The following is a 15,760-nucleotide window of genomic DNA, read 5'->3' on the forward strand; positions in this document are numbered from 1 at the left end:
GTTGTGGGAGTCGTTAACTGTTCTCCCTTCCTATCCCCTCGAGCTCAGGCCATCTATGTTGGAGCATTTACGCCTTGACCGCGCTCGCAAGCTAATTTCTCTCTTCGGTGAGCCGGTAATTTTCCACTGCCACCACTACAACCTATTTCTGCAGCAGACCATTGAGGATCCCGACTGGATTGATGGGGTGAGCATCCTGCGCACGGCAGCTCAGGAGATTTTCTACAGCTTGCTCCAGGGCGCTTTTAAAACCTTGGGAGTGCAGCAGGCAGCAGAGCGGCTGGCGGTGGCGTGCCAGTTGTTCGGCTTTCTCGGCTTGGGGCGACTGGAGCTGCAGGCCAGCCCCAGCGGTGGCGAAGCCCAGCTCACCCACTCCCACTACGCAGAAGGCTGGCTGAGCAAGTACGGGGATCAGGCTAACCGCACCCGCCCCATCGATCATCTAGCCGTGGGCTATGTGGCGGCGGCGCTGGATGCCACTTTTGGCGAGCTGGGCAGCTACACGGCAGAGGAAACGGAGTGCATGGCGGTTACTCGCAAGGATCGCTGCCTGATCCAGGCTACTCGGCTGCCACGGCCTCAGACTTTGGTTCCTAGCCCCGGCATGGGCAAGCTCATTGAATGTCCAGCCGATCTGCCCAAGCCGATAACAGCGGTGGACTATGACGCGGTCAACGAAGCTCTGTGGAGCCTGCCTTTGGCAGGAGATGAACGGGGGCAGATTCGCGCCTTCAACGTGCTGCTCACGCGCATGCCTGCCAATTACTACAACCGCATCCAGTACCGCTTTTTGGAAGAGCTGAAAGCAGTGCAACCCGGTCTGCAGCAGGTGGCAGAGGATCTAATTCGCGAATCGGGCCATGTCTGTGTCTTCTACACCTTGGGCAACATCATGGAGTCCCTGGAGTGGGAAACCCTTGTGGGGCCAATGCTGGAAAAGGATACCGACTGGATCCACGGGGCCTATGCTGTAGCCAGCAGCTTGGGGTTCGGTCGTTGGCAGGCTTTGGAGGTGGTGAGCAATCATTCCTGCCGGGTGGCTATTGACGGCAACTACGAGACCAACTACTTTTTGGCTTCCTACCCACGGGCAGACTATCCGAGCTGCTATTTTGCCCAAGGGGCGGTGCCGGCGCTGATGAACCTGGTTTACAACGGCAACATTCAGCAGAAGCCGATTCTGGATCAAGTCTTCTACAACCGCCTCTTCCAGCGGGGTGGGCTGTTTTACGGGAAGGAGACCAAAGCCAGAGAGAAAGGGGATCCCTGGTGTGAGTTCTACGCCGAGCGGATTTAGGGATCCATGCAGGTGCGCATCCTGAGGCGGCGAGAGTGTGGAAGGGGCTGGGCCACAGACCTGCTGCTGTCGCGCTGCCTGAGCTGGCCGGAGGTGGAAGAGCTAGCCCGGGAGATAGGGGCCACCTGCCGCTGTTTTCAAAAGCAACTGGTGTGGTTGGATCTGCCGGCAGGGCGAATTACCGCTTCCTTGCGGGTACCTCGCCTAACTTTGCGGCTCTACGACGCCGCTGTGGAAGCCCAGGTTCTAAACTGCTTGCAGCAGTTGGTGAAGTCGGCTGATCCTGAGGCCCAGGAGCTCTACAGCACTCCCTCAACAAGCGCCCTGCATGCTGGCCAGCCTTAGAGCTGACAAGTGCGACGGCTGTGCTCCAGCTCCGGTTCAATCCAGGAGAGGGAAAAGTGACTCACGCAGGGCAACTGGGGGAAGCGGCGGGCTAGTTCTGCCATCTGAATTTCCAAGCTGGGCCGTTTTCGCTGCGCTTGTCCCCACAGGCCGGCAATAGCCGGACACACAAAGGTTTGAGGAGAAGCCACAGCCAAGACTCGCTCCACTTGCTGCACCACACAGGAGCCATCCTCGCACTTGGCATAGGCCATCGGGTGCCACTCCATGCCGGGATCAAAGCGATCCCAAGGCTGGAGACGGGCATCAAACCCCTCTCCTACCTCCAGATTGCCCTCGGGGAAAAAGACGGCCCCGGTCGGGATCCCAAGGCTTTGGGCCGGTTGGGCAGCTTGCCGTAGGTAATCGAGGATCCCATGGCGGGCAAACTCGACGCTGAGCTGCCAGAGCTGCTCTTGCCAGCGCTCCTGTCGGAGAGCGGCGCTAGGGGTGGGCGTGGGATCCGGCGGCCCTGCTTCTGGACGGGGAGCCGCCAAATTCTCTAAACCGCTATTCCCTGAATCACCTTCTAAATCAGCAGGGGTGGAATCCCCATTCCCAGCTGCTCTGCTTTGGGCCATCCCGTCCCTTAGTTCTGGAGAAAGCGGCCGCTCCCTGCTTGCGCTAGGCTTGGGATTCCCTGGCTGGCGCCACCGGGGCTCTTCGGCATAGGTGGCATCCAGATGGAGAACATCCGCCACAGTAATATAGCCCTGGCTGAGGTAACGCTCCAGCAAGGCTCGGCCCGCCGGGTTTTCTGCCAAATCCAGGTAGGCTTGCCGGGCCGCCTCCCCATGGATCCACAGATCCCGAACAGTGGCTGCCACACTGGATCCCCCAGAGCCGCGCGGATAGCGAATGTAGTCGAAGAGGATCCCATCCGGCTGCCGCTGCAGGATGCGGCGGATTAGCTCGGCAAAATCCCGTCGCGCCACGGGATGGAAGGGATCCACAAACACCTCATCCGGGCTGCCCAAATCTTCCGCAAGGGCTGTCGCCGGATCTAAGACGGTGGTGAGGCCACGGCCGTTGCGGGCCAGAACTTTCTGGCGATCTGGGAGAAGCCCGTAGCTGTAGCCGAAATTGAGGGAAAACACCCAGGCATAGGCCGATAGCCCCCGCCGTCGCGCCGCCTTGAAAGCCAAATCCAACAAATCAGCATTGGGCTGCAGGCTGGGCCAGATCCCGCCCGCTCCATCAGGCAGAACGGAGCGGCCATCGTGAAGCGTCTCGATAAAAACTCGGTTGTAGCCCAGGTTCACCACTTGGTCAAACACCTGATCCAGTACGCCCGGCTTGGCATCACAGGGATGCAAGCGCACCCAAATGGCTTGGATTTGGGGCCAACGGCGGCTACGGCAGGCCATCAAGGCAGCGCGATGTTCGGCTAAGACTTGGGTGTATTCGGCCCAAGCGGCCTCTGACTGGGTGGCCCGCTGGCGCAGTTGAGCCTTGCGCGCCACTTCCTCAGGGGGTTGCCGGCAGAAGGCATCGAGCTGAGGAGCAGACAGGGATCCTGTCTGGTTCTCGCTGCCCTGAAGCGCGGAACCGGAGTCCGGGAAAAGAGAATGGCCAAACCTAGGGAATTGGGCCTGGGCGGCAATTCCGGATCCCAGCCACATCAGTGCGCCAAGCACACCTACAAGCCATTTCCGCTGCCGCCTCGGCAACCTGAACACCCTTAACCCCATCGAGAATTGCTTTAGCTCTATCTCCCCCTAGAGATCGGCAGGCCCGAGGCAATTGTTCCCGCCCCCAGCCAATTGCGCTCAACTTTGAGAGGAGAGCTGGGGCTTGGGATCCCTTGCCCTATCTGCCTCAATCTGGGCCAACTGCTGCCGGGCCGCCTGCCGCATCACCTCCACCGGCACAGGCTTGCCCCCCAGCCAGAGGGAGAGGGCCTTGGCCCCCTGGTGGATCAGCATCTCCAGGCCACTGATGGGGGTATGGCCTAACTCTGCGGCCATACGCAGCAGGGGAGTGGGATCCGGTACATAGATGAGATCGTAGACAACGGCGCCAGCGGGCAGAAGGTGCAGCTGCTCCCGGCTAAGGGGAGACAGCTCGGCAGGGGATCCCGGCTTGTACATGCCCACGGGGGTGGTGTTGACCACAAGGGAAGTCTCGGGCAAGTGGCGATCCAGCTCGGCCCAGCTCAGCGTTTCCACCTGCGGCCAGGTCTGTTGCAAAGCCTGTAACTTCTCAGGGGATCGCCCGGCCACCCGTACTGGCCCCAACTCCAACTCCAAACAGCCCTGGATGGCCGCCCGCGCCGCCCCGCCACAGCCCAGGATCAGGGTCGGGATCCCTTTTTCCAAGCCCCGCAAAGGCTGAACAAAGCCGTCGATATCGGTGTTGGTGCCGCCCCAGCCTCCCTCCGGCAAGGCGTAGACCGTGTTTACTGCTCCCACCTTTGCCGCCCGCGCTTCCACCTGGCTGAGCAAAGGCAGAATCGCCTGCTTGTGGGGAATGGTGACGTTAAACCCCCGCACCCCGATGGCCGCCAGCCCGGCCACCGCCACCGCCAAGCGCTCTGCCGCCACCGGAAAGGGCACATAGCAGTAGTCTTCTCCCATGGCCGCCAAAGCGGCGTTGTGCATCGCCGGGGATAGGCTGTGGGCCACCGGATCCCCGATCAGGCCCAGTAACTGGGTGCTTCCTGAAATCCGTCTGTCCACTCTAGTCCCTTAAGGGATCCCTCTAACGTCCTCAGATCCAGAAGCGCAGGGGAGCAGCTAGTAGCGGATCTCCAGGGTAACTTGGGCACGCACTGTCTGCCGCCCTCCTTCCACTGGCGTGGAGGCTGCCTGTAGACGAGCGTACTCGGCTCCACCGCTGCCTGCTAGAGGGAGCAGGGGTGCAACATAGCTATCGCTGTGAACCTGGATGCCCTCCACAGAACGGATGCTCAGGTTCAAGGCCTTCAACACATCGCTGGCTTGACGTTGGGCATCTTCCACGGCTTGGGTCAGGGCACGGCTGCGTGCCTGCAACAAGGTGGCCTCATCCGCTTGGAAGCTGACCGATTCCACCTGGGTGGCTCCAGCCGCCACGGCTTCATCCAGCACCTCTCCGGCTCGGGCTATGGGTACTTCAAATTGCAGGCTGTTTTGCCCCCGTACCCCAGTCAGGCGGGGTGGGCTCTGCTGGTAGTCGTATTGGGGATAGAGAGAAATGCCGGTGGTCTGCAGGGCGCTCACCTGCAGCTCTTTGAGGCGGTTCACCAGGCGTTCCGAGCGCTCGGCCACCTGTTGCTGGACCGCTTGGGCTGTCTCCCCTTGGAGCACCACCCCCAGCCGGATTACGGCAATGGAGGTTTCCACTGCAACAGATCCCTGGCCGGTTACCGTCAAGGTTCGGGATCCCTCACCGGGACTGGCCATTGCCCCGCCTCCAGCGATTGCGTTCCAACCCAACAGTGCCAGCGCCAGTACCACGCCCAGCCAGGCCACCCCCTTCAGCCTTTTCCATCCTTTGAGCCTGTCCATTGCTTCCCCCTTTCAGTCGTTAACCCCAGCCTACTCCCACCGTTCCTCCACCTGATCTGACAAAAGCCCCAGCCACCAGTTCCCTAACCTCACCCAGCCGCTGCGTTCTTGCCCCCCCGGATTGCGTATCCGCACATAAAACACGCGTTGATACATGGAAGTGCTGCCGGAAAAAGGCCCCAGCCGCCAATACCGCGGCTCCCGGCTCAGAATGGAGTAGCCATGCTTTGCCGCCCACCGCTGCAGCAGCTCCTGGCTGCGTCTTTGTTCCCAGACAAAAATTCCCAGGAACAGGGCAACGGCAACCCCTGTCCCCAGCAGGGCCAATGCCAGCTCAGACATAGGGATAGACAGCAAGGCTATTGCCCATCCTATGGGAGTTGCTCCAAGGCTGGGATCCCCGGCTGCAAAAGTTAACCTTTGCCGCCTCAGCCGCTCCCAAAAGAGGGATCCCCGCTCCTGCCCACAGGGCGTATGATTGAGTCAGCGTGGTCAAAACTCGATTTTAATAAGGTCTTTTTGAGAATGGCTGCCTCGAAACTGCGACAACTGCTGCATGACCTGGATGTTGAGCTGCAAAAAACCCCTGGCTTGGATGAAAAGCAGCGGCAGCACATTGCCGCTATTCGCCAGGAGGTAGAGGCGGTGCTGGCCGAGCTGGGATCCCCAAGCAAGGGCCAACAAAACCAAGGGCGCAAAGATCGCATTGGGGAAGCGCTGGCCCTATTTGAAACCTCTCACCCCAACCTCACCCTGATCCTGGAGCAAGTGATCGACACATTGGCAGGGATGGGTCTGTAGTTCCCCCAGTGGGTATCCGAGGGTTTCAGAATGAACAGCCAAGACCGCTTAGATCGAGCAGAACAATTCCTAGCTCAGGCAGCCGAGCAGATTGCGGCCAACAGCCGCGAGATCCAAGAGCTACGCCAGGCCATCCGAGAAAGCCACGAGCAAAATATGGCCCAGGCGCAAGGTTTGAGAGACTTACAGGAAGTTGTCCGCGAGACCCGCTCAGATTTAGCACACTTGGCTGAATGGGCTGAGGAAGTAACTCAAGCTCTCATCACTCTTACTGCATTGCAACAAGAGCACGAACGCGCCATCCAGGCCATCAACCAGCGTCAGATCGAGAATGACCGGAGGTTTAACGTTCTTCTCGAAGAAGCGCGCTATCTTATTCGCAGACTTCCTCTCCCCCTTCTACTTGAGGAGGGGGAATTCTTTCTGAGCAAATCTAGTCCTCATCCACTTCCCACTCCAACAGGTGGGCGTAGGGAGCCACCAGCTCGGGAGAGGAAAAGGCAATAGCCCGCAGGGTGTGCCAATCTTCTAGGCAGTCAAAGACGTTAGGGTACTCGTTGCGCTCCAGCCGCTCTGCAATGGCCGCCACATCGGCTGCAGTGAATTGGCGGGGATCCCTGGCTTCTACTTTGGATCGGGCAGACATAGGTAGCCTGAAACACTACAAGCCGATCTTAGCCTCTCGGCCCGACGCCCCCTGGCCGAAAACGCAAATTTGCAACAGGGCAGGCTGGGATCTGCCTTGACTAGCGGAGGAGCTCGGAGTCTAAAACAGGCTCTGTCTGGGTGACGCGATAGTAGCCGGCCTGGGTGCGAACCGAGGCTTGATAGGGGCTGGGCAAATCCAGCGAGCGCAAGGGCGGGATGTTGGTGCGCTGGTTGAGCAAAGTGGTGAAGAAGGCGGTAACTTGCTGGGCCTGGGAGCGCACCACTTCCTCAGGGAAAATGACTGGATCGGCCTCCTTGCCCGTATCCAGCAAGATTCGATCTAGAGCCTCCCCCACCGGATAAGAAGGGTAGGCAATTTGGGCAAAAGCCGATCCAACCGGGATCCCGGCAGCCAGATAGCCCAGAACAATTGCCAAGGTCAGACGCATGTGCTGTGGTTCCTCCTACGCTACAGCTTGTTCCTCAACACCGGAAAAAGCAGGATCTGGGCTTTGCCCACCAACTTTTACCCCTGAGGAGCCTACCTCTTGACCGGCAGCTAAGGCGGATTCTACCCAAAATGCGCCAACTGGCAACCGCTTGCGGATCCCAACGTGACAAGGGATCCCCTTGCCGACTAGGATGGGGATGCTCTGTTCGGGAGCTGTTGCCTGTGAGTGTTCGCGTTCGTCTTGCCCCTAGCCCAACTGGCAACTTGCACATCGGCACTGCCCGGACGGCGGTGTTCAACTGGCTCTACGCTCGCCGCCACGGTGGCCAGTTCATTTTGCGCATCGAAGACACGGACCGCGAGCGCTCTTCCCCCCGCTACACCCGCAACATCCTAGCGGGGCTGGCCTGGCTGGGACTGGACTGGGACGAAGGGCCTATCTACCAGTCCAACCGCATCGCGCGCTACCGGGAAGTGGTGCAGCAGCTTTTGGAGCGGGGGTTGGCCTACCGCTGCTACGTTACTGAGGAGGAGCTGGAAGCAATGCGGGCTGCCCAGAAGGCCGCCGGCAAAGCCCCCCGCTACGACAACCGCCACCGTTTTCTCACGGAGGAGCAGCGACGGGCCTACGAGGCCGAGGGGCGGCAGCCGGTGATCCGATTTAAGATTGAGGAGCCGATGGAGGTGTCGTGGGTGGATCTCATCCGTGGCCCCATTACCTGGAACACCCAGGACTTAGGGGGGGACATGGTAATCGCGCGGGCAGATGGCTACCCTCTCTACAACTTGGCAGTGGTGGTCGACGATATTGACATGGGCATCACCCACGTCATCCGCGGCGAAGACCACATTGGCAACACCCCCAAGCAGATCTTGCTCTACCGCGCACTGGGGCATGAACCGCCGCAATTTGCCCATTCTCCCTTGATCCTGAACCAAGAAGGGAAGAAGCTCTCCAAGCGGGATGGAGCCACATCGGTAACCGAGTTTCAGCAAATGGGCTTTTTGCCAGAGGCCCTCAAAAATTACCTGGCTTTGCTCAGTTGGTCTCCCCCGGATGGGGAAGAGATTTTCCCGTTGGAAAAGGCGGCTACGATGTTTGACTTCGACCGGGTCAACCGGGCCGCTGCTCGTTTTGATTGGGACAAGCTGAACTGGATCAACAGCCAGTACATCAAGCGGCTTTCGCCAGCGGAGTTGGTGGAGCGACTTACCCCCTTTTGGCAGGCGGCGGGATTTGATCTGACATCGGTGCCCGATCCCACCTGGTTGGAGGATGTGGCCTGCCTGGTGGCTGAGGGTATCGACCGCCTGGCGGAGGCCCCTCCCCTGAGTCGCTTCTTGTTTGTAGAGCCCCTTAGCTACAGCCTGCCTGCCCTGGAACAGTTGCGCTTGCCAGGAGTCGTAGAGGCGATGGCCGCCACAGCATCTGCGTTGGCCACCGCCGAGCTGCCCCAGCCAGTTACTGCCGACAGCCTACAGCCGCTGGTGGAGCAGGTGGCTCAAAGCCAGGGGATGAAAAAGGGCTTGCTCATGAAAAGCCTGCGGGCTGCTTTGACAGGGGAGCTGCAGGGACCGGATTTACTGACCTCTTTTGCGCTATTGCATCGGCGAGGCTGGGCTCTGGGGCGGCTGGAAGCAGTGCGGAAGGTAGTGGCCTAGCTATCTCTCTGGCCGCCGACCAAACCGCGCAGCAGTGGGGCGAACCCAGTTTTCTTGGGCTAGGTCGGCTTCCCCTGGCTGGACAACAAAAGCGCCGCCCGTGGGATTTGATAGCCCCAGCCTAGCCTGGGGTGGCTAGACGCCTCAGCTAGGGCAAGGTGTACTCCCGCCCCAGAATTTGGGCTTGATACTCGGCTTCAGTCAGCACTTGCTGCGGCTGCCGATCTAGGAACAACTGGCCCAAGAGGTGATCGTATTCGTGCTGGAAAATCCTTGCTGGGAAGCCCTGCCAAGTTACCCTCTGCTGGACACCTTCTGGAGTGTAATACTCCACCTCCACCTCGCGGGCGCGGGCCACTAGGCCACGGCAGTTGGGTACGCTCAGGCAACCTTCCCACCCCAGCACCTGCTCCTGGCTCAAGGCCAAGGGACGGGGGTTAACCATGACCACCGGCTCCATCTGGGGTGCGTCGGGATAGCGAGGGTTGGGGCGGGAGGCCACAATGATGACCTGGAGGGGGGATCCCACCTGAGGAGCAGCCAAGCCCACCCCCTGGGCCTCCTTCAGGGTAGCCAACATGCCTTCTACGAGATCCTGCAAGGCCGGCGTTCTGAACTCTGTCACTGGGTTGGCTACTTGCCCTAGGATGGGATCCCCTAGTTGTCGCAGGCGCAAGGTCATAACGTGCTCTCAGACCCCTCTGCAGACTCTCCAGCATTTCCTAGCGATCCTTGCGGCTGGCTGCCGTCTCCAGAGCCAGCTTGGAGCGCTTCAGCCCTTCAGGAACGGGAATGGGGTAGTGACCGGTAAAGCAAGCAGAGCAGAAGGAATTGGGATCCTGGCCTGTAGCGGCCAGCATGCCTTCCCAGCTCAAGTAGGCCAGTGAGTCCACCCCAATCTTCTCAGCAATTTCTGCCACCGAATACTTGGCGGCAATCAACTGATCTTGGCTGTCGGTGTCAATGCCGTAGAAGCAGGGATGGGTAACTGGCGGGCTGGAGATGCGCATGTGAACCTCGGTGGCCCCCGCCTGGCGCAGGGCCTTGACGATCTTTTGGCTGGTGGTGCCCCGCACAATTGAGTCGTCTACAATCACAATCCGCTTCCCCCGCAGCACGTCTTCGAGGGGGTTGAGCTTCATACGAATGCCCCGCTCCCGCATCGACTGGGTGGGTTGGATAAAGGTGCGGCCCACGTAGCGGTTTTTAATTAGCCCCTCGGTGTAGGGGATCCCCAACTGGCGGGCATAGCCAATGGCTGCCGGTGTGCCGGAATCAGGCACTGCTATTACCCAGTCAGCTTCCGCCGGGGCTTCTTTGGCCAGTTGTTCCCCCAGCCGCACGCGGTAGGAATAGAGGCTCTCTCCATGCATGCAACTGTCGGGGCGGGCAAAGTAGATCATCTCAAAGATGCACAGTTTGGGGTTGGGCTCCGCCCAGCGCAGGGATTGCAGCCCTTGACGGTCAATCCACACCAGCTCCCCCGGCTCCACCTGGCGCAGATAATCCGCCCCGATGATATCCAAAGCACAGGTTTCTGAGGCCAACACGTAGTGCAGCGGCCGGGCTTCAGGGGGGTTGAACGTGCCGTCGCTGCAGAGGATCCCTGCCATCTCCGGCTGCAGCAGCTCCTCTAGGGCAGGGTTGCTGCTCAAAAACCCCAACACCAGTGGGCGCACGCCATAGGGATCCCGCGCCCCCATCAGGCCTTCTGGCGTACCGATAACCAAACTGAAAGCCCCGCGGCAGCGCCGCAAAGCCTGACAGGTGGCTCCCACCCAGTCTTGACCTTGGTTCACCGCTTGGGCAATGGCGTGGGCAATGCACTCCGAATCAGTGCTACCGGTGAGGTGGCACTCGGCAGCTTCCAGTTCTTTGCGCAGCTCTTCGGCATTGACCAAGTTCCCATTGTGAGCCAAAGCTAGGGGCCCCAAGCGGGTTTCCACAATCACCGGCTGAGCATTGGCCATGCGGCTGGATCCAGTCGTGGAGTAGCGGGTGTGGCCTACTGCCAACTCACCCGTTAACTGGGCTAGGTTGACCTCATCAAAAACCTGCGAGACCAACCCCATTGCCTTGTGAACCCGGCAAAAGGCTCCCTCAAAGGTGGCAATGCCCGCCGATTCCTGGCCACGATGCTGCAGGGCAAATAGCCCAAAGTAGGCCAGCCTAGCCACCTCCTCCCCTGGAGCCAGAATCCCAAATACTCCGCAGGCCTCTTTGGGCCCTTCCTGGTTGTTCCAGGATTCGGCAGGCCGCTCTTGCGCCCCTTCCTGAGCTGGCGATGGTTCTGCTCCCACCTTCGCTGCCATGGATTCTCGTCTTGCTAACGACTCCCAACACTCCTCTTCGTCGAGTCAACACAACATGGCTTGCGCCACGCTGCGCGAATAGAGTACGGCTTCCTGCTTCACCGACTTGTTGGTCCAGAGGTCTCAGCGTGATGCCACCGTGCAACCCACCGCGGGAAACTCTCTAGAGAGTGAACTTGCTCTCCTCAATTGTGGCACGAACGGCTTTCATCCCGACCCTGATTGGCTCTTGAGTAATCACAGTTCACCCATGCAGTGCGGGGCTAACCCGAGCGCTCTTGAGATCCCGCCGCCAGGGCGGATCCGCAGCAGGAGCCACTCATAGTGTTTGCGAAAAGATGAGGCTCTATCTATAGTGTTAGGAGCACCTGCGAGATTCTGCTTTCGCCGTCAAGGGAGCAGGACTGTGCGGGTTTTGAGTTGAACACTGCCGAGACTCGGTTTTCCTAACAAAGCCCCCAAGCTTGTGTTGTGAGGAGCTAAAGCCCATGAAACAGCCGTCCTCTGGATTCCGCCGCAGTTGGGCGCCAGCAGTCTCTTGGATGAAAGCCAGTGTAGCCGCCTTTCTGTCGTTGTCACTGGTGGCCTGCCAAGAAGATGGCCGCGAGCAACCCTCAGTCACCATTACTCCTGTGCCGGTAACGGTTGTGGCGCCAACACCCACGCCTTTTCTCGTCCCCAGTTCCCTCCCGAGGCCTTTGCTCACCCCGACCCCCACTCCACTCTGGAATCCTTTCCCTAGCCCCAGTCCTTCCCCCACCCCACCTTTCTCAGCAGAGCCACCTTCGATTGCCGTGGTGGCCCTGACGGACGCCCGACAGACGGTGCCCTTCAATGTCTTGGTGGCCGTTACAACTCCTGCGGGTTTGGGCAGCGGCATCAGCTTCCGGGTGGAAATCCGACAGAACCCTCTCACCCTCACGTTTGATTTCACCGCCGCTGCCGCCGGCTGCCAGCCCAACAGCAGAACCTGCATCGGCACCCTTCCCATCACCATTCCGGCCTCTGCCCCCCCTGGAGATTACGAGGTTACGGCCATGGTAGCAGACAGCCAAGGCCGCATTGCCTCCGCCAAAGCCCCCTTGCGGGTACTGCCGCCGCCCGTGGCGCCAACCCCGACCGGCACGCCCAATCCTTTTCCCTCCGTGTCGCCTTCGCCCAGCCCTTCCCCTCGTCCCAGCTTTCCGCCTACGCCAACACCTAGCCCTAGACCCACCTAACCAGCGGAGACAGTTCTTTGCAGTGGAGCTGGAGTGCCTGCAGGGCAGCAGCTGTTCAACTCAACGGCCAGCCCTCTGCCCCTCGAGGCCGCTGAGGATGCTGCCGAGGCTCCTCGCTTGCTGGACCTGGGATTTGGGGAATTTTCGCAACCCCCGCAGCAAGCTTAACCAGCTGGCCTAGGGGGTTAGGCCTGGCTCTGGCGGGATCCCTTACTTTATCCTGTTTTTTATCCTGCTTTAGCCAAGGGGTTGTTAGCAGCCAGAAAATTCACAACTGTAGGGCCAGGGTCAGCGCTCAGAAACACCAACCACCCTGGACGGCTACTTACTTAGTTGGGAGGATAACGATGCGCATTGCCCAGATTGCCCCGTTGCACGAGAGCGTGCCCCCCAAGCTCTACGGCGGCACGGAGCGGGTGGTTTCTTGGTTAACTGAAGAGCTGGTGCGACGCGGGCACGAGGTGACTCTATTTGCCAGCGGCGACTCCCAGACCCAAGCGCGTCTCATCCCTTTTCGGGAGCGGGCTTTGCGGCTGGATCCCACGGCTATTGACACGGTGGCTCCCCACATCCTGATGGTGGAGAAAGCCTTTCAGATGGCCAATGAGTTTGACATCATCCACGGCCACATTGACTACTACCCCTACGCCCTGGCCCGCCGCCACCCTGAAGTTTCTTTTTTGGCCACCCTGCACGGGCGGCTGGACATTCCGGAGCTGCAGCCGCTCTACACCGAGTTTCAGGACATCCCAGTGGTCTCCATCTCCAATGCCCAGCGGCGGCCCCTGCCCCAGGCGCGCTGGGTGGGGACGGTCTATCATGGCTTGCCCCTGAATCTCCACCGTTTCTATCCAGAAAAGGGAGATTACCTGGCTTTTCTGGGCCGGGTCTCGCCGGAGAAAGGGCTGGACACGGCCATTGAAATTGCCGCGCGGGCAGGGATGCCCCTGAAAGCTGCTATCAAAATTGACGCCGTGGATCGCCAGTACTATGAGTTAGAGATTAAGCCTTTGGCCAGGCGCCACCCCAATGTGGAGATCGTGGGGGAAATCACTGACCAAGAGAAGAGCGAGTTCTTGGGCAAGGCCTATGCGGTGCTGTTTCCCATCCGCTGGCCGGAACCCTTTGGGCTAGTCATGATTGAAGCGATGGCCTGTGGCACGCCGGTGATTGCCACTCGCTTTGGCTCGGTGCCAGAAGTGATGGCCGACCGCCGCTCGGGCTTTATTGTGGACTCGGTGGAGGAGGCAGTGGAGGCGCTGGAAAAGGTGGGATCCCTTGACCGAGCGGGGGTGCGGCAGGCGTTTGAGGAGCGGTTTAGCGTCGAGAGGATGGTGTCGGAATACGAAGCTCTTTACAACCAATTGGTGAACGAACGGCAGGAGCGCTCGAAGAAAGCCACCCCCGGCCTGTCAACCCTGCCCAGGTAAAGCTGGGGCTATCTGGGGGCTCCTGTTTTGCTCCTTTGGTTGGGTGGGAAGACGCAGATGGCCGAAGACATTATCCAGATTCAGGATCAGTACTACATCCGCGCCAGCGCTTCCTTGGTGGAGGCGCGTCCCCATGTCCTCAAGCAGGACAACTGCTTTGCTATTTTTGACCGCCTGGGCAACATGCGCCCCCTCGGCATCCGGGATCACGGCCTGTTCCGCGACGATACCCGCTTTTTGTCGCGGCTGGTCTTGGATTTGCAGGGGAAGCAGTTTCTGTTGCTCAGCTCGGAGGTGCGGGAAGACAAGGATATTCTGGCGGTGGATCTCACCAACCCCGAGTTCACCACCTCGGAGGGGCAGTTCATTGAGCAGGAGACGTTGCACGTCCTGCGCACCACTTTTTTATGGAACAACGTGGCCTATGAGCGGATCCACCTTCACAACTACGGTTTGGAGACGCTCCGCGTGCCCCTTACCCTGCGCTTTGAGGCCGATTTTGCCGATATGTTTGAGATTCGCGGCATCCGGCGGACAAAGCGGGGACAACTGCTGCCAGCCCAGGTGAGCTCAGAAGGGGTAACCTTGCGCTACCGCGGCCTGGACGGGGTGGAGCGGCAAACCCGGATCCTGTTTTCCCCTCCTCCGGACGTGGTTTCGGAAAAGCTGGCGCAGTGGTGGGTGCCGCTGGCGCCGCAGGAGGAGCGGGATTTGGAGGTGAGGGTCGTCTGCAGCTATGGCGGCGAGGAGATCCCGCCCTTAACCTACCAGGAGGCGCTGCAGGCAGAGCGGGAGCAGCGGGCGGCGCTAAGAGCTTTGGCCCACCGCATCGATACCGGCAACGCCCAGTTTAACGAGTGGCTCAACGCCTCGCGGGACGACCTGGTGATGATGCTGGCCCGCACCCCCTATGGGCTCTATCCCCACGCCGGGGTGCCTTGGTTTGCCACGGTCTTTGGCCGCGACGCGCTAATCACCGCCTTGGCCACCCTCTGGTGGTTCCCCGACTTGGCCCGGGGGGTGTTGCTGTACCTGGCGGCCCACCAGGCGCAGGAGGTGGATCCCAGCCGCGATGCCGAGCCCGGCAAGATCCTGCACGAGCAGCGCTACAGTGAGATGGCTAAGACCCGCGAGATCCCCTTTGGCAATTACTTCGGCAGCATCGACGCCACTCCTTTGTTTGTCGTGCTAGCAGGGCGCTATGTGCGCCGCAGTGGGGATCTCGAGCTGTTGCGGCAGTTGTGGCCGAATATCGAGGCAGCTCTCCACTGGATGGACACCTACGGGGATCCCGACGGCGACGGCTTTTTGGAGTATGCCGGCAAGGCGCGGCGGGGCCTGCGCAACCAGGGCTGGAAAGACTCGGAAGATGCCATCTTCTATGCCGACGGATCCCTGGCCGAGCCACCCATAGCCCTGTGCGAGGTGCAGGGCTACGCCTACGAGGCCAAGCTGTTGGCGGCGGAGATGGCGGAGCTGTTGGGGCGGCACGAGCAAGCAGCGCAACTGCGCCAGCAGGCCCAGAAACTGCAGCAGCGGTTTTGGGAGCAGTTTTGGTGCGAGGAGCTGGGCGGCTATGTCCTAGCTTTGGACGGGCGCAAGCAGCCCTGCCGTGTGCGCAGCTCCAACATGGGCCACTGCCTGTTTTCCGGGATCGCCCACCCGCAGCATGCCGAGCGCATCGCGCGGCAACTTTTGGAGCCCGCTTTTTTCAGCGGCTGGGGCATCCGCACCCTGGCGGAAGGGGAAGGGCGCTACAACCCCATGTCCTACCACAACGGCTCCATCTGGCCCCACGACAACGCCCTGATTGCAGCAGGTTTGGCCCGCTATGGCTACAAGGCGGAGGCAGCCCAAGTATTGACGGCCCTGTTTGATGCCAGCCAGTTTCTGGAGCTGCGGCGGCTGCCGGAGCTGTTCTGTGGCTTTCGCCGGCGCCAGCGGGAAGGCCCCACTCTTTACCCGGTGGCCTGTCTGCCCCAGTCGTGGGCAGCGGCCAGTGTGTTCCTGCTGCTGCAAGCCTGCCTAGGCCTGGAGATCGACGGGCTGGCCCAGCAGGTGCGCCTC

The 15,760-nt window shown here is 60.5% G+C and carries 15 protein-coding genes; 7 read left to right on the forward strand and 8 right to left on the reverse strand.

Annotation, left to right across the window (positions count from 1 at the left end):
* Together NW827_RS10880 and NW827_RS10885 are read left to right on the forward strand one after the other, a co-directional pair.
* A partial coding sequence (locus tag NW827_RS10880) for a hypothetical protein (RefSeq protein WP_414503684.1) occupies window positions 1-1,297 on the forward strand: 1,297 nt, incomplete at its 5' end.
* A gap of 6 nt (window positions 1,298-1,303) precedes the next feature.
* Window positions 1,304-1,642, forward strand: a complete 339-nt coding sequence (locus NW827_RS10885) for a hypothetical protein (protein WP_414403687.1) — start codon at window positions 1,304-1,306, stop codon at window positions 1,640-1,642.
* Here the strand turns inward: NW827_RS10885 and NW827_RS10890 are convergent.
* The 4 genes from NW827_RS10890 to NW827_RS10905 all read right to left on the reverse strand — a co-directional run bounded on the left by NW827_RS10890 (window position 1,639) and on the right by NW827_RS10905 (window position 5,511).
* Entirely contained in the window at window positions 1,639-3,318 is a 1,680-nt protein-coding gene (locus NW827_RS10890; protein WP_414403688.1) for a hypothetical protein, read from the reverse strand. The genes NW827_RS10885 and NW827_RS10890 overlap by 4 nt on opposite strands.
* Window positions 3,319-3,450: 132 nt before the next feature.
* Complete coding sequence (locus NW827_RS10895) at window positions 3,451-4,359, reverse strand: shikimate dehydrogenase (protein WP_414403689.1); 909 nt, start codon at window positions 4,357-4,359, stop codon at window positions 3,451-3,453.
* Window positions 4,360-4,416: 57 nt separating this feature from the next.
* Window positions 4,417-5,064 (reverse strand): SIMPL domain-containing protein, encoded by a 648-nt coding sequence (locus NW827_RS10900; RefSeq protein ID WP_414361739.1) that lies wholly within the window; start codon window positions 5,062-5,064, stop codon window positions 4,417-4,419.
* Between the two features lie 135 nt (window positions 5,065-5,199).
* Window positions 5,200-5,511 carry a hypothetical protein gene (locus NW827_RS10905; protein ID WP_414403691.1) on the reverse strand — a complete coding sequence of 104 codons (312 nt, stop codon included), beginning with the start codon at window positions 5,509-5,511 and terminating at the stop codon, window positions 5,200-5,202.
* Between the two features lie 183 nt (window positions 5,512-5,694).
* On the opposite strand from NW827_RS10905, the gene NW827_RS10910 reads away from it, so the two are divergent.
* Window positions 5,695-5,970 carry a DUF4404 family protein gene (locus NW827_RS10910; RefSeq protein WP_414361735.1) on the forward strand — a complete coding sequence of 92 codons (276 nt, stop codon included), beginning with the start codon at window positions 5,695-5,697 and terminating at the stop codon, window positions 5,968-5,970.
* 433 nt (window positions 5,971-6,403) lie between these two features.
* Here NW827_RS10910 and NW827_RS10915 read toward each other — a convergent pair whose 3' ends face one another.
* Window positions 6,404-6,616, reverse strand: a complete 213-nt coding sequence (locus tag NW827_RS10915) for a DUF2555 domain-containing protein (RefSeq protein WP_414503685.1) — start codon at window positions 6,614-6,616, stop codon at window positions 6,404-6,406.
* Window positions 6,617-6,716: 100 nt separating this feature from the next.
* Entirely contained in the window at window positions 6,717-7,067 is a 351-nt protein-coding gene (locus tag NW827_RS10920) for a hypothetical protein (protein WP_414361731.1), read from the reverse strand.
* Between the two features lie 224 nt (window positions 7,068-7,291).
* Between NW827_RS10920 and gltX the strand changes: the two genes are divergently transcribed.
* On the forward strand, window positions 7,292-8,731 hold the full coding sequence (gene gltX, locus NW827_RS10925; RefSeq protein ID WP_414403692.1) for a glutamate--tRNA ligase: 1,440 nt from the start codon (window positions 7,292-7,294) through the stop codon (window positions 8,729-8,731).
* Window positions 8,732-8,879: 148 nt separating this feature from the next.
* Here gltX and def read toward each other — a convergent pair whose 3' ends face one another.
* Both def and purF read right to left on the reverse strand, forming a co-directional pair.
* Window positions 8,880-9,413 (reverse strand): peptide deformylase, encoded by a 534-nt coding sequence (gene def, locus NW827_RS10930; protein ID WP_414361727.1) that lies wholly within the window; start codon window positions 9,411-9,413, stop codon window positions 8,880-8,882.
* 40 nt (window positions 9,414-9,453) lie between these two features.
* Window positions 9,454-11,043: an amidophosphoribosyltransferase gene (gene purF / locus NW827_RS10935; protein ID WP_414404661.1), complete on the reverse strand. Its 1,590-nt coding sequence runs from the start codon at window positions 11,041-11,043 to the stop codon at window positions 9,454-9,456.
* A gap of 542 nt (window positions 11,044-11,585) precedes the next feature.
* On the opposite strand from purF, the gene NW827_RS10940 reads away from it, so the two are divergent.
* The 3 genes from NW827_RS10940 to NW827_RS10950 form a co-directional block, all read left to right on the forward strand.
* Window positions 11,586-12,263, forward strand: a complete 678-nt coding sequence (locus NW827_RS10940) for a hypothetical protein (RefSeq protein WP_414503686.1) — start codon at window positions 11,586-11,588, stop codon at window positions 12,261-12,263.
* Between the two features lie 347 nt (window positions 12,264-12,610).
* Window positions 12,611-13,693 carry a glycosyltransferase family 4 protein gene (locus tag NW827_RS10945; protein ID WP_414361724.1) on the forward strand — a complete coding sequence of 361 codons (1,083 nt, stop codon included), beginning with the start codon at window positions 12,611-12,613 and terminating at the stop codon, window positions 13,691-13,693.
* A gap of 57 nt (window positions 13,694-13,750) precedes the next feature.
* On the forward strand, window positions 13,751-15,760 hold a 2,010-nt coding region (locus tag NW827_RS10950), incomplete at its 3' end, for a glycogen debranching N-terminal domain-containing protein (RefSeq protein WP_414503687.1).

Source organism: Synechococcus sp. H70.1 (assembly GCF_047502705.1).
Lineage (GTDB): Bacteria > Cyanobacteriota > Cyanobacteriia > Thermostichales > Thermostichaceae > Thermostichus.